The organism is Clostridium sp. USBA 49, assembly GCF_900167505.1.
GTDB lineage: Bacteria > Bacillota > Clostridia > Clostridiales > Clostridiaceae > Clostridium_AT > Clostridium_AT prolinivorans.
In genome coordinates, this window is the sequence record NZ_FUYD01000003.1 from 209,551 (window position 1) to 223,250 (window position 13,700).

General features: G+C 28.1%; 13 protein-coding genes. 4 read left to right on the top strand and 9 right to left on the bottom strand.

Features of this window, described 5'->3' with window-relative positions:
* Nucleotides 1-9 precede the first annotated feature (9 nt).
* From B5D11_RS04860 to B5D11_RS04875, 4 genes are read right to left on the bottom strand one after another with little or no spacing between them, the layout of a single operon-like run.
* Entirely contained in the window at nt 10-834 is an 825-nt protein-coding gene (locus tag B5D11_RS04860) for a PTS system mannose/fructose/sorbose family transporter subunit IID (RefSeq protein ID WP_078681925.1), read from the bottom strand.
* A 14-nt stretch (nt 835-848) separates the two neighbouring features.
* On the bottom strand, nt 849-1,613 hold the full coding sequence (locus tag B5D11_RS04865; RefSeq protein WP_078681926.1) for a PTS mannose/fructose/sorbose/N-acetylgalactosamine transporter subunit IIC: 765 nt from the start codon (nt 1,611-1,613) through the stop codon (nt 849-851).
* Between the two features lie 25 nt (nt 1,614-1,638).
* Nucleotides 1,639-2,109, bottom strand: coding sequence for a PTS sugar transporter subunit IIB (locus tag B5D11_RS04870; protein ID WP_078681927.1), 471 nt, complete (start codon nt 2,107-2,109; stop codon nt 1,639-1,641).
* Entirely contained in the window at nt 2,106-2,525 is a 420-nt protein-coding gene (locus B5D11_RS04875; protein ID WP_078681928.1) for a PTS sugar transporter subunit IIA, read from the bottom strand. The genes B5D11_RS04870 and B5D11_RS04875 overlap by 4 nt, the downstream gene beginning before the upstream one ends.
* 847 nt (nt 2,526-3,372) lie before the next feature.
* Here B5D11_RS04875 and B5D11_RS04880 point away from each other — a divergent pair.
* The 3 genes from B5D11_RS04880 to B5D11_RS04890 all read left to right on the top strand — a co-directional run bounded on the left by B5D11_RS04880 (nt 3,373) and on the right by B5D11_RS04890 (nt 7,955).
* Nucleotides 3,373-4,734 (top strand): 2-isopropylmalate synthase, encoded by a 1,362-nt coding sequence (locus B5D11_RS04880; RefSeq protein ID WP_078681929.1) that lies wholly within the window; start codon nt 3,373-3,375, stop codon nt 4,732-4,734.
* A gap of 283 nt (nt 4,735-5,017) precedes the next feature.
* Nucleotides 5,018-6,964 carry an aconitate hydratase gene (locus B5D11_RS04885; protein ID WP_078681930.1) on the top strand — a complete coding sequence of 649 codons (1,947 nt, stop codon included), beginning with the start codon at nt 5,018-5,020 and terminating at the stop codon, nt 6,962-6,964.
* The gene (locus tag B5D11_RS04890) at nt 6,954-7,955 is read left to right on the top strand and encodes an isocitrate/isopropylmalate dehydrogenase family protein (RefSeq protein ID WP_180376957.1); all 1,002 of its coding nucleotides are present in this window, start codon (nt 6,954-6,956) and stop codon (nt 7,953-7,955) included. Before B5D11_RS04885 ends, B5D11_RS04890 begins: the two co-directional genes overlap by 11 nt.
* A 162-nt stretch (nt 7,956-8,117) precedes the next feature.
* Here B5D11_RS04890 and B5D11_RS04895 read toward each other — a convergent pair whose 3' ends face one another.
* The 5 genes from B5D11_RS04895 to B5D11_RS04915 all read right to left on the bottom strand — a co-directional run bounded on the left by B5D11_RS04895 (nt 8,118) and on the right by B5D11_RS04915 (nt 12,187).
* On the bottom strand, nt 8,118-9,374 hold the full coding sequence (locus B5D11_RS04895; protein WP_078681990.1) for a glutamate-5-semialdehyde dehydrogenase: 1,257 nt from the start codon (nt 9,372-9,374) through the stop codon (nt 8,118-8,120).
* A gap of 11 nt (nt 9,375-9,385) precedes the next feature.
* Entirely contained in the window at nt 9,386-10,513 is a 1,128-nt protein-coding gene (gene proB / locus B5D11_RS04900) for a glutamate 5-kinase (protein ID WP_078681932.1), read from the bottom strand.
* A gap of 175 nt (nt 10,514-10,688) precedes the next feature.
* The gene (locus B5D11_RS04905) at nt 10,689-10,835 is read right to left on the bottom strand and encodes a YvrJ family protein (protein ID WP_078681933.1); all 147 of its coding nucleotides are present in this window, start codon (nt 10,833-10,835) and stop codon (nt 10,689-10,691) included.
* A gap of 52 nt (nt 10,836-10,887) precedes the next feature.
* Nucleotides 10,888-11,784 carry an HD domain-containing protein gene (locus B5D11_RS04910; protein WP_078681934.1) on the bottom strand — a complete coding sequence of 299 codons (897 nt, stop codon included), beginning with the start codon at nt 11,782-11,784 and terminating at the stop codon, nt 10,888-10,890.
* A 139-nt stretch (nt 11,785-11,923) separates the two neighbouring features.
* A complete protein-coding gene (locus tag B5D11_RS04915; protein ID WP_078681935.1) occupies nt 11,924-12,187 on the bottom strand; it encodes an ATP cone domain-containing protein in 264 nt (87 codons plus the stop codon).
* 271 nt (nt 12,188-12,458) lie between these two features.
* Between B5D11_RS04915 and B5D11_RS04920 the strand changes: the two genes are divergently transcribed.
* Nucleotides 12,459-13,655: a S8 family serine peptidase gene (locus B5D11_RS04920; RefSeq protein WP_078681936.1), complete on the top strand. Its 1,197-nt coding sequence runs from the start codon at nt 12,459-12,461 to the stop codon at nt 13,653-13,655.
* Nucleotides 13,656-13,700 lie beyond the last annotated feature (45 nt).

Here is a 13,700-nt window from a genome sequence, read left to right on the forward strand (position 1 = left end):
TTTTAATTTTTATTTAAAAATACCTAACAAACTTAAAATTATTCCCCCTACAATACAAATAGTGAGCATCCAGCCAGTTGAAACTTTCTTTTTTAAAAGCCAATATAATGAGAAAGTAACACTTAAAGGAATAATTTGAGGTACAATTCCATTTAGAATATCTTGTAATACAAATGTTTTCCCAAATTTAATAGGTGTTGTTATACCAATCATACTTGCCATCATAGAGCCAATAACCATTAATCCTACTACAGAACAAATATACATAACTTTATCCATAAGATTTTCTTTGTATAATTTGGTTAAATACTTAGTACCCATTAAATACCCTATTTTCCCACCATAATAAGTAACCAAATAAGATGGTATAAAAGATATTATCATCGCTAAAATAGGTCCTAAAATATTTCCTTGCTGAGCTAAATTAATCCCCAACCCAAAAGCTAATACACGAATAGTACCTTGAAAAAAAGAATCTCCTATACCTGATAATGGTCCCATTAATGATGTTTTCATTGCATTAATTGATTCTGGATTGAAATTATCCTTATCTTCATAATATTTTTCTTCCATAGCTGCAGTTAAACCTAATACAAAAGCACTTGTTTGAGGTGTACAATTATAAAATTCCATATGTCTTTTATATGCTTGTTTTTTTAATTCAGAGTCTTTTGGATTTTTATATATATTATCTAAAATAGGGGCAATACCATATAAAAATCCCATATTCATTTGTCTTTCATAATTCCAAGAAGCTTGAATAGCCCAAGAACGCCAGAAAAATTTTCTATATTTCCATTTATTTTTATCTTTTTCTTTTAACTCTTTTTTCATTTTTATCCCTCCAATCAATCTAAACTATCTAATGTGTCTTCTGGTTTATCATTTTTAAACTTAAATTCAGATAATATAAATGCAAATAAACAAGCAAAAATAGCTATACCAGTTACACTTAAATTTGAATATGCAGTAATAAAAAAGCCTATTAATAAAAAAGGTAACATTTTTGCAGAAAGCATTATATTAAGCAATAAAGCAAATCCATAAGCTGGTAAAATCTTACTTGCTAAAGTTAACCCATCTATAAGCCAATTAGGTATAACATTTACAATATCTTTTACCAAATCTGTTCCAAAATATATAGCTAGAAAAATAGGAATAAAATACATTAAAGAATATAAAACTGTTCCCCAAAGAATATGAATTCTGCAAGCCTTTTCATATTCTTCTTTTTCAATAAGATAATCAGCTCTATGTGTTAAATTAGAAAGAATAGTCCTCATTAAAATTCCTAACATTTGACCTAATATTGCTATTGGAATAGCAATTGTTAATGCAGTTTGTGCATTTGCATTTGATAAAATAGCAAATGCTGTTGCTATTATAGATGCCATATTCATATCTGGAGGTGCAGCAGCACCTATATTTACCAATCCTAATGCTATTAATTCAAGAGAGGCTCCAACCATTAAACCTTTTTGAATATCTCCTAAAACAATTCCAACTAAAGTACTTACAATAAGAGGTCTTTCAAAATTTAATCTTCCTAAAAGTCTTGAATCTAATATACAGAATACGCCAATCAAAGCAATCAATATAGATTTTAGTAACATTTTATATCCTCCCTTTTTATTAAATTTAAATTTTTGATGTTAAATCTTCTTTTTTAGAAGTTGGTACTTGCTGCATATACAAAATAATTCCCATTTCTTTTAATTGTTTTGAATCATTTAATTCTTCTTCGTTTAAAAAAACTGCATTACTGTACTGTTTAGAGTTTTCTTTTTTAGCAATTCCACCATAATTAATTTCCTCAATTTTAGGGTAACCTTTACAAAATTCTAAAACTGATTTTGTACCACCAAAAATGAACATAATATTTTCTTTTAATTGTTCAATTTTAGGCATTTTTAATAAGGCTTCTTTTACTGAAAAAATGTTTAGTACTACACCTGCAGGTTTTGATAAATTTAGTGACATTTTCTTTAATTCATCATTGGCTGCTACATCATCTACTACAATAATTCTTGAAATGTTTAAACTTTTAGTCCATGAAAAAACCACTTGTCCATGTAATAAACGATGATCAATTCTAACTAATTTAATCATAGTTCTTCCTCCTTTTTATTTAAATTTTTATTAATTAATTTATTGCAGTCAACAATAGCTTGTTGACTTTCTTTGATAAACTGTTCTAAAGTTTTATTTGAAATATTTTCAGAAATAGCAATAGAAATAACTAAAGGTAAGTTCATACCTGCAATAATATGTAATTTAGGATAATCTTTTAATAAAGACATAACATCATTATTAACACTACCACCTAAAATATCTGTCAAAATATAAATATCATTTTTCCCATAATTATTTTTTATTGCCTTTTCTATTGATTCTTTAATATTTTTTTCTTCATCTCTATAAGATGAAAAAGCTTGAACTGTTTCTAAATTTCCTACAATCATATTTAAAGTATCTTTCATACCTTGAGCTAATTTTCCATGACTAGCTAAAATAACTTGATTCATTTTTTTGCCTCCTTTATCGTTCTATGCAATTTAATAAAGCATAATCCGTGCCAAAAAGAGTTATTATATAAAGTATCCAATAAATTCAATGTTTATTTTTACATAATATTATTTTTATAACACTTTTATATTTGATATAAAAACTGTTGAATAAAAGTGTTGCAACAATAATATTAACTTCAGCAAAATAAATTCTATATAATTTCATAAAATAAAAGCCATACATAAATTAATGAAACACTTTTATGCATGGCTTTTATTTTTTATGAAATTAATATATATTATTATTTCGTTTATTTATTTCAGAATACAGACAAAACAAAAGATGCCAGAATTTTCTAGCATCTTTAAATAAAAATCAACTCTATATAAACTCTATATATAAGGGGGATCTAACTTCTATTTCATAATAACACAATATTATGAAAAGTTTGTTAATATAAAGTTACATATCAATGAACCTTGCAAATTCATAATTTTATCTAGTTTTTTTAATATTTTTTTGATTTTTCAGACAAGTTTAATTTACTCTTTAACAAATCAGAAAAGTCTTTAGGTATTTAATTATAAAAAATATTAAAATATTTCCTATTTTTGCATTATATAAAAATATTATTTCATTAAATGAATTTTTTTTAATAAATCTTGCAAAATAATATTAAATACATATTCCTAATTGATTATTTTTATGATATACTATAATACATAACTACTTATTTTTTAGCATTAAAATTTGTACTGTTTGCAAAAATATGTTTTTATATAATGAATAATTTATTGATTATATTGCATTTTTTTAAATATCGTTAGTTTAAATTTCATTTTCGTTCTGTTGGGAGGGATAATAATGTTTGAAAAATTTAGCCAGAAGATTTTTGAATCTTCTCAGAAACCAGAGTTTTATAAAGATATATTTCCATATGATGAATTACCTAAAGTAACATTTAATAATATACAGCTTCCAATGGATATGCCTGAAGATATATGGATAACAGATACAACTTTTAGAGATGGCCAGCAATCTATTTCTCCTTTTAGTGTAGATCAAATGGTAAAATTATATTCTTATCTTCATGAGTTAGATAATAATTCAGGAATAATAAGACAAACTGAATTTTTTCTATATACTGAAAAAGATAGAGAAGCAGCTTATAAATGTCTTTCATTAGGATATGAATTCCCTGAAATTACTTCTTGGATTAGAGCTAATAAAGAAGATTTTAAACTTGTAAAAAATATGGGAATAAAAGAAACCGGTATTCTTATGTCTTGTTCTGATTATCATATATTCAAAAAGCTAAATATGACTAGAGAAGAAGCTGCACAAAAATATATATCTATAGTAGAAGAGGCATTAGCTAACGATATTACTCCAAGATGTCATCTTGAAGATATAACAAGAGCCGACTTTTTTGGGTTTGTAGTTCCTTTTGTAAAAAAACTTATGGAGTTAGCTAAAGAAGCTAATAAAAAGATTAAAATACGTGCTTGTGATACTTTAGGACTTGGTGTTCCTTATAGTGGCGCCGCACTTCCTAGAAGCGTTCAAGCTATTATACATGGTTTGAAAAATTACGCTGGAGTTCCTTCAGATTGGCTTGAATGGCATGGTCATAATGATTTTTATGGGGTTGTAACTAATTCTTCTACAGCTTGGTTATATGGTTGTGCTTCAGTAAATAGCACTCTTTTTGGTATTGGTGAAAGAACTGGAAATTGTCCTCTTGAAGCTATGATTATAGAATACGGACAGCTTAAGGGTAATACAAAAAACATGAGATTAAACTTAATTACTGAAATAGCTGAATATTTTCAAAGTGAATTTGATTATTCAATCCCTCCAAAAACTCCTTTTATAGGCAGCGAATTTAATCTTACAAAAGCTGGAATACATGCCGATGGAGTTTTAAAGGATGAGGAAATATATAATATATTTGATACAGAAAAAATATTAGATAGACCTATAGTCGTAGCTGTAAATGAATATTCTGGTCTTGCTGGCATTGCCGCTTGGATAAACACTTATTACAAGCTTAAAGATGAATATAAAATAGATAAAAAAGATCCAAGAATAAAGCTTATAAAAGAATGGATAGATGAAGAATACGAAAATGGTAGAAATACTATTATTACTAATGAAGAACTTGAGCTTTTGGTAGAAAAATATATACCTGAAGTTTTTATAACAAAAAAAGTTAGAGTTAGTTAATTTTAATTTAATAAATATATAACATAAAAATAAATATAGTCTAGTAAAGTAATAATCTTACAAAAGTATATTTTATCTTATAAAAGAGTATTATTATTTTACTAGATAACTGTATTAAACACTAAAAGTAAATTGAAAAATAAAAAATAAAATTATATTATTAATAGATAACTGTATTAAACTTTCAAACTTTGGATATCTATAAATTACAATAAATAAAAATAAATAAGTTTATAGCAGTAATTTAGCTGACTATAAACTTATTATACGAGGAGGATTGAATATGGGCTTAAATTTATCACAAAAAATTATTAAAGCACATCTTGTAAAAGGTGAAATGGTTCAAGGCAGTGAAATTGCCCTTAGAATAGATCAAACATTAACACAAGATTCAACAGGTACTATGGCTTATCTTCAATTTGAAGCTATGGGAATTGATAAAGTAAAAACAAAAAGATCTGTAGCATATATAGATCATAATACTTTACAAACAGGACCTGAAAATGCAGGAGATCACGCTTATATACAATCAGTTGCTAAAAAACATGGAATTTATTTTTCAAAACCAGGTAATGGAATATGTCATCAAGTTCACTTAGAAAGATTTGGAGTTCCCGGTGAAACATTGCTTGGATCTGACAGCCACACTCCTACTGGCGGTGGTATAGGTATGCTCGCAATTGGAGCTGGTGGACTTGATGTAGCTGTAGCTATGGGTGGCGGTGCTTATTATATTAATATGCCTAAAATAGTAAAAGTAAATCTTAAAGGTAAACTAAACCCTTGGGTAACTGCAAAAGATATAATATTAGAACTTTTAAGAAGACTTACCGTTAAAGGCGGTGTAGGTAAGATATTTGAATATACTGGAGAAGGAGTTAAGTGTTTATCTGTCCCAGAGAGAGCTACTATAACAAATATGGGAGCTGAACTTGGTGCTACTACCTCCATATTCCCTAGTGATGAAATAACTTATGAATTTTTAAAAGCACAGGGAAGGGAAAAAGATTTTACACCTTTATCTGCTGATGAGGACGCAGTTTATGATGAAGAAATAACAATAGATTTAAATTCTTTAGAGCCTATGGTTGCTTGCCCTCACAGTCCTGATAATGTAGTTAAAATCAGTGAACTTGAAGGTAAAAAAGTAAATCAGGTTCTTATAGGAAGCTGTACTAATTCTTCTTACATTGATATGATGAAAGTTGCAAAAATACTTGAAGGTAAAACTATAGCAGAACATGTATCTTTAGCTGTTTCTCCAGGTTCTAAACAAGTTTTAACAATGCTTGCTCAAAATGGAGCTTTAGCTTCTATAATAGCTTCAGGAGCTAGAATATTAGAATCTGCTTGTGGTCCTTGTATAGGTATGGGACAATCTCCTGCCGAGAATGCAGTATCTTTAAGAACATTTAATAGAAATTTTGAAGGAAGATCTGGAACTACTTCTGCTAATGTTTATTTAGTCAGCCCTGAAATTGCTGCAGTTTCAGCTCTTACAGGATATATAACTGATCCAAGAACTTTAGGCGATCCTATTAATGTAGAAATGCCTAAAAAGTTTTTAATAAATGATAATTTAATAGTACCTCCTGCTGAGGATGGAAGTACTGTAGAAATAATAAGAGGAAGCAATATAAAAGAATTCCCTCAAGGTAAACCTCTTAAAGATGAAGTTGTAGGAAAAGTATTAACTAAAGTTGGAGATAATATAACAACAGATCATATTATGCCTTCTAATTCAAAATTACTTCCTTATAGATCCAATATTCCTTATTTATCTGACTATTGTCTAACACCTTCTGATAAAGACTTTCCAAAGAAGGCAAAAGAATTTGGAGGCGGTTTTATAGTTGGAGGAAGCAATTACGGTCAAGGCTCCAGCAGAGAACATGCTGCATTAGTTCCTCTATATCTTGGAGTTAAAGCAGTTTTAGCTAAATCTTTTGCTAGAATCCATATGGCAAACCTTATAAATAATGGTATATTACCTTTAGTTTTTGAAAATGAAAAAGATTATGATGATATTGATATGCTTGATGAACTTTTAATAAAAGATGCTAGAAATCAGGTTGAATCTGGAATTATAGAAGTAGATAATATAACTAAAAACAAAAAATATAAAATGATTTTAAATGCTACAGAAAGACAAAAACAAATGCTTCTTTCTGGAGGACTTTTAAACTTAACAAAATTGCAAGGAGAAAGGAGTAAAAACCATAATGCATAAAATTACATTTATTCCTGGAGACGGAATAGGTCCAGAAGTTATGGGTGCTGCTAAAAAAGTAATTGAAGCAGCTGGAGTAGCAATAGATTTTGAAGAAGTAGCAGCTGGCGAAAAACTTATAGAAAAATATGGTACACCTCTTCCAGACTCAGTTTTAGATAGCATAGCAAAAAATAAAATTGCTTGGAAGGGCCCTATAACAACACCTGTAGGAAAAGGCTTTAGAAGTGTTAATGTAACATTAAGGCAAAAATTTAATCTTTATGCTAATTTAAGACCAATAAAAACTTATGAAGGCGTTCCTTCAAGATATGAAAATATTGATCTTCTTATAGTTAGAGAAAATACAGAAGATTTATATGCTGGAATTGAACATATGATAGGTGAAGATGCAGCAGAAAGCATAAAAATAATTACAAAAAAAGCTAGTGAAAAGATAGTTAAGTTTGCTTTTGACACAGCTTTAGAACAAGGAAGAAAGAAAGTTACTGCTGTTCATAAAGCTAATATAATGAAATGCACAGATGGTTTATTCTTAAATGTATCAAGAGAAGTTGCTAAAAATTATCCTCAAATTCAATTTGAAGATATGATTGTAGATGCTATGAGTATGAAGCTTGTTATGAATCCTGAAAAGTATGATGTTCTTGTTATGCCAAATCTTTATGGAGATATACTCTCTGATATGGCAGCAGGGCTTGTTGGAGGTCTTGGATTAGCTCCTGGAGCTAATATAGGAGATGGAGCCGCTATTTTTGAAGCTATCCATGGTTCTGCACCAGATATTGCTGGAAAGAATATAGCAAATCCAACAGCTGCTATACTTTCTGGAGTATTAATGCTTAGGTTCATAGGAGAACAAAAAGCTGCAGATAAAATTGAAAATGCAGTAGCAAAAGTTCTTAAAGAAGGTAAAAAAACAACCTCTGACTTAGGTGGAAACTCAACTACCACCGAATTTGCAGAGGCTGTAATAGACGCAATTATTTAATTATGCCCTCTTTTTATTTATATATATATTTTATTATAGAGTTTCTAAATTAATATATAAGTTAAATTTTTATCTTAAATTTTTACAAAGGAACTCTATATGTCACAGCTAAGTTTTTATAAAACTTAAAGCTGTGACTTTTTTTATTTAGTTTGTAATTTTTTATTTGCGTATTTGTCCTTCTCCATATATTATATATTTATTTGTAGTAAGCTGTTTAAGTCCCATAGGCCCTCTTGCATGAAGCTTTTGGGTACTTATACCTATTTCACCACCAAAACCAAATTCAAAGCCATCTGTAAATCTAGTAGAAGCATTTACATATACAGCTGCTGCGTCTACTTCTTTTAAAAATCTTTGAGAATTAAAATAATTGTTAGTTATTATAGCTTCTGAATGTTTAGTTCCATACTTATATATATGTTCTAAAGCTTCATCTAAAGAGTCTACAACTTTAACTGCTAATATTAAATCAAGAAACTCTTTGTAAAAATCTTCTTCTAAAGCTTTCAGAGCTTCTGGAATTACAGCTATCGTTCTTTCACAGCCTCTAATTTCTACTCCGAGTTCTTTAAGTCTAGGTGCTAAACTTTTTAAAAGTTCTTTATAACAGTCTTTGTGTATAAGTAATGTTTCCATAGCATTACAAACTGCAGGTCTTTGAGTTTTAGCATTTATTATTATTTCCTCTGCCATCTTTAAATCAGCATCAGCGTCTACATATACATGACAGTTTCCTACTCCTGTTTCTATAACAGGTACTGTAGCATTTTGTACTACATTTTTAATAAGTCCTGCTCCTCCTCTTGGTATAAGTACATCTATATAATCATTAAGTTTAAGCATTATATTAACAGCTTCTCTATCTACTATGTCTATATATTGAATAGAATTTTCAGGCAATCCTGCTTCAATAGCTGCTTTTGAAATAACATCTGCAAGTGCTTTATTAGAATTTATAGCTTCAGATCCTCCTCTTAGCATTACTGCGTTGCCAGCTTTTATACAAAGTGCTGCAGCATCTACTGTTACATTTGGTCTAGCTTCATAAATTATAGCTATTACACCTAATGGTACTCTTATTTCACCTATTTGTATACCATTTGGTCTTTTCCACATCTTTGTAACTTCTCCTATAGGATCTTCCAATGAAGCTATCTGTCTTACACCCTCTGCCATATCTGCAATTCTCTTTTCATTTAGCATGAGCCTATCAAGCATAGCTTTAGATAACCCTTTTGATCTTCCTGCTTCCATGTCTTTTTCATTTGCATTTAAAATTATATCTGTATTTTTAATTAAAGCTTCTGCCATATTAATAAGAGCTTTGTTTTTTATATCTGTACTGTAATTACCTAAACTTCTAGCTGCTATTTTGGCAAATTTTCCTTTTTCTATTATTTTCTCCTTAATATCCATAATTACCTCCATTAAAATATCACCATATTATTTCTGTGTATTGCCTCATCAAAATGCTTGTGACCTAATATTTTTTCTATATCACTAGATTTTTTGCCCGATATTAATTCTATTTCTGAAGAAGAATAATTTGTTACTCCTCTTCCTATTTCTTTGCCATTATAATTATATATAGATATTACAGCTCCTTCATTAAAGCAACCTTCTACTTTAGATATTCCACTTGGAAGAAGACTGCATTGTTCTTTTATAAGTGCTTTTTCTGCTCCTTTATCTATTATAACTCTACCACTTATATCAGTGCTATATGCAATCCAATGTTTCTTTGCTTGCAATGGACATTCTTTAGGTTTAAATAAAGTCCCAACATCTTTGCCATCTATAATATCCTGAAGTATTGAATGTTTTGATCCATTTGCAATAATCATTGCTGTCCCAGAAGCTGTTGCAATTTTCCCGGCACTTAACTTTGTAGCCATACCTCCTGTTCCTAACTTTGTACCAGCTCCATTTGCCATATTTTCTATATCATCATTTATATAATCTACAAAATGAATAAGTTTAGCTCCAGAATTTATATTTGGATTATCATCATATAATCCATCAATATCAGATAATAATATAAGCAAATCAGCTTCTACCAAGCTAGATACTAAAGCTGATAATGTATCATTATCTCCTACCTTTATTTCATCTACCACAACAGCATCATTTTCATTTACTATAGGTATAACACCTTTATCCAAAAGTGCAAAAAAAGTATTTCTAGCATTTAAAAATCTATTTCTATTTGCAAAATCATCTTTTGTAAGGAGTATTTGAGCTATAGTTTTCCCATATTCAGAAAAAATTTTTTCATACATATGAAGAAGTATTCCCTGACCTACAGCTGCCGCAGCTTGCTTTTCAGGAATAGTTTTAGGCTTAGTTTTAAGTCCAAGTTTTCCCATACCTGCCCCAACAGCTCCTGAAGTTACTAATATAACCTCAATATTTTGATTGTGTAAATTTGCCAGCTGTCTAACTAAACTTTCTATACGATCTAAATTTAAAAGACCGCTAGAGTGAGTAAGTGTAGAAGTTCCTACTTTTACAACAACTCTCTTTATTCCTTTTAAATAATTTTTTCTGCAGTTCATAGCCTGCCCCCTTTTTTATATATGTTTCCATTATAAAGAATTATAAATATAAAATGCATTAATATCAAGTTAAACTTGCATAAAAAAAGCTTTTCAAAACACATAAAACTGCATTTTAAAAAGCTTTTTCATAATAATACAATTAAATATAAAAAAATTAAAAATATAATTAGTACTATTTATTTATTGTGTTTATGACACTAGATAGATTGTTAATACTGTTTGTAAGGTTTTCAAGCTTACCTTCTATCCTAACTAAAAGATATATAGATACAGCTATAGGAAACCCTACATTACCTATCAAACTAACTATTGCATCCATAATTATCACCTCAATAATTATATATGCAATAATTTATTTTTACATATAAATATTAAATATATAATCTTGTTCCTATTCTTCTATCATATTCTGACCAAGTACCTGGCTCTGTAATATCTTTTACTTGACCTACTTTGTTCATAGTAGCATCAACAAAATCAGCATAATGTACTATAAAAGCCTCTTCAGTATTTGGCGCTTTAGGAGAGCCATATTCTATTTTACCATGATGCTGAACTATACATCCTTTAATTCTATTTTTAAAATCTTCACTATAAATATTCCCTCCAGATTTAAAAGCCTCTTCAATCATAGTAACTCCTATAACTATATGTCCTTCCATTTCTCCTCTAATTGAAACAGAAAAAGGACCATTTATATCATATTCTTCTGTTTTACCTATGTCATGAAGCTTAGCTGCAAGTATAGCAATTTCCTTATGCCTGCAATTATATCTATAAGCCATAACTTTAGTCATATACATAACATTTAAAGTATGTTCAGCTAATCCTCCTATATAATTATGATGCTGATTTAAGCCCCCTATACCATTTTTAAATTTTTCTAAAAAACTTTTATCTTTAAAAAAATAATCATTTAAACTTATTATTTCTGGACTTTTAAATTCTTCTTTAGATATAGTTTCTATATCACTTATAACTTCTTCTATAGGTCTTTTTAAACTGGGGAGATAATCATTTATATCAAAATCTTCTATCTTTTTATATTCATTTACTTCATAAATTATATTTTTTTTAGCTTTTATATATATAACATCTCCAATATTAATCTTTTCATGAATTTGAGGTATAAATATTTTAAAATCTCCAGTTTTATCTCCAATAAAAGCTGTAAATTCACCATCTTCTTTATTTAAAATTTTCATAACCATAAAGCTGTCTTCTATATATTCATTATTTTTTAAGTCTTTAAAAAAACTGTCTTTCATTTTCGTCATCCTTTCAAAATATAAAATAGAAACACTTATATATAATTTTATTTTTTTCTATGGTTATGTTTTTATTCTAGGTAAATTTTATTAATTTTTATTAAAATTTTAAAAATCATATTTAAATTTTTATATAATTTTATATATCCATATATGATTTACATACACTAGAAAAACCAGAATTTATAAGAACATGATATACTATTCCTCTTACCTCATAACTTGATGTAAGAGAAGAATTTTCTCTTAATAAATTTAGTATTTTTTTTATATCATTTAATACTATATTTAAATCTGACTCAGTTATAGGGAAGTTAATATCATTAGCAGAATTTTCAATACTTGCTTTTAATTTATTTATATCAAATTTTTCAATTCTGCCATCTTTTTTTATTATTTGCATTATATAATACCCCCTCTAAAATAAATATAATTTTTTTATTTAGTAAAGATTTTCAATACAAAGTCTTAATATATGTAAAATTAAGTTTTGTTTATATATAACCTTTACAATTTAAGTTTAAATTATAAACATATAATTTTCAACAATAAACTATAAAATAATTAATGGTTTTAAAATATATGTAAATAATTTAATAATAAACATTCTAATTTGTATCAATATTATAAAAGTTTCATAATATATATTGGTATCAATTTTTTAGGAGGCTTTTATGTTCTCTTTTAAAAGCAAACTTGATTATAATCTCAAACAGGCTTTAGAAAGTAATAGCTATAAAAATTATAGAGTAATAATTCAATGTAAGACTTTAATAGAAAATATAGAAAAAAAGATAAAATCCTATAAATCAGAAGTAATAAGAAATATACCATCAATAAAATGTATAAGTGCAAATTTATCTAAAAGTGCAATAGAAAGGCTTTTAGAGCTTCCTGAAGTTTCATATATATCTTTCGATACAAATGCTTTTTTATGTGGAATGAGTGTTTTAAGTGCAAATGGTATAACATTTCAAGAAAGATATAAACTTACTGGGAAAGGAATTGGAATTGGTTTAGTTGATAGTGGTACTTACCCTCATACAGATATTTGTCATCCTAATAATAAAATTAAAAAATTTGTAGATTTGATAAATGATATGAAATATCCTTATGATGATAATGGACATGGAACATTTATGAGTGGTATTATATGTGGAAGTGGAGCTGCTTCTAAAGGTATGTATAGAGGTATTGCTGAAAACAGCCATTTATATTCAGTAAAAGCTTTTAATGATATAGGCAGAGGCTTTATTTCAGACATATTGTATGCTATTGAACTTATACTTAATGAAAATATTGAATACAACATAAAAGTAATTTGTCTTCCTTTTGAAATTATAGACTATAATTCTTTTATTATTTCACTTTTTTCTAAAATATTTGATATTGCTGTAAAAAAAGGAATAGTTGTGGTTGTTCCGAGTGGTAATAGTAATAAAAATGAAGAAGGTTCAATTAAAGGTATTGCTACATTAAATAATTGTATTACTGTTGCAGGATTAGATACTAGAAGTGGTATTAAGCCTTATATTCATTCTTCCTCTGGTCCTTATGGTAAACTGGAAAAGCCTGATTTATCGGCAGCCTGTGTAGAAATTTGCTCATTAAACTGTAATAAAAATTATATTTCAGAAAGAAATGGTTCAAGAATATATGCTTATCCTTTAGATAAACCTTATACAACTTATAGTGGTACTTCTTGTGCTGCTGCTTTTATAAGTGGTATTTGTGCTCTTTTGTTTGAAAATAACCCAGAGCTTTCTTTTAAAGATGTATTATCATTATTAAAAGTTTCTTGCAAACTTTTAAATATGTTTAAATGGTCTCAAGGAGCAGGTATGATTGATATTACAAAGCTTCTTCCATAAATGTAACCCCACCTCATGAATCAGGGGTGGGTTACTACTATACCA

Excerpts from the sequence above, each read along its gene's own strand:
- proB (WP_078681932.1), bottom strand. The coding sequence starts at position 10,513 with ATGAACTGCAGAAAAAATTATTTAAAAGGAATAAAGAGAGTTGTTGTA.
- B5D11_RS04860 (WP_078681925.1), bottom strand. The coding sequence starts at position 834 with ATGAAAAAAGAGTTAAAAGAAAAAGATAAAAATAAATGGAAATATAGA.
- B5D11_RS04895 (WP_078681990.1), bottom strand. The coding sequence starts at position 9,374 with ATGGATATTAAGGAGAAAATAATAGAAAAAGGAAAATTTGCCAAAATA.
- B5D11_RS04910 (WP_078681934.1), bottom strand. The coding sequence starts at position 11,784 with ATGAAAGACAGTTTTTTTAAAGACTTAAAAAATAATGAATATATAGAA.
- B5D11_RS04875 (WP_078681928.1), bottom strand. The coding sequence starts at position 2,525 with ATGAATCAAGTTATTTTAGCTAGTCATGGAAAATTAGCTCAAGGTATG.
- B5D11_RS04885 (WP_078681930.1), top strand. The coding sequence starts at position 5,018 with ATGGGCTTAAATTTATCACAAAAAATTATTAAAGCACATCTTGTAAAA.
- B5D11_RS04865 (WP_078681926.1), bottom strand. The coding sequence starts at position 1,613 with ATGTTACTAAAATCTATATTGATTGCTTTGATTGGCGTATTCTGTATA.
- B5D11_RS04915 (WP_078681935.1), bottom strand. The coding sequence starts at position 12,187 with ATGCAAATAATAAAAAAAGATGGCAGAATTGAAAAATTTGATATAAAT.
- B5D11_RS04870 (WP_078681927.1), bottom strand. The coding sequence starts at position 2,109 with ATGATTAAATTAGTTAGAATTGATCATCGTTTATTACATGGACAAGTG.
- B5D11_RS04880 (WP_078681929.1), top strand. The coding sequence starts at position 3,373 with ATGTTTGAAAAATTTAGCCAGAAGATTTTTGAATCTTCTCAGAAACCA.
- B5D11_RS04905 (WP_078681933.1), bottom strand. The coding sequence starts at position 10,835 with ATGGATGCAATAGTTAGTTTGATAGGTAATGTAGGGTTTCCTATAGCT.
- B5D11_RS04920 (WP_078681936.1), top strand. The coding sequence starts at position 12,459 with ATGTTCTCTTTTAAAAGCAAACTTGATTATAATCTCAAACAGGCTTTA.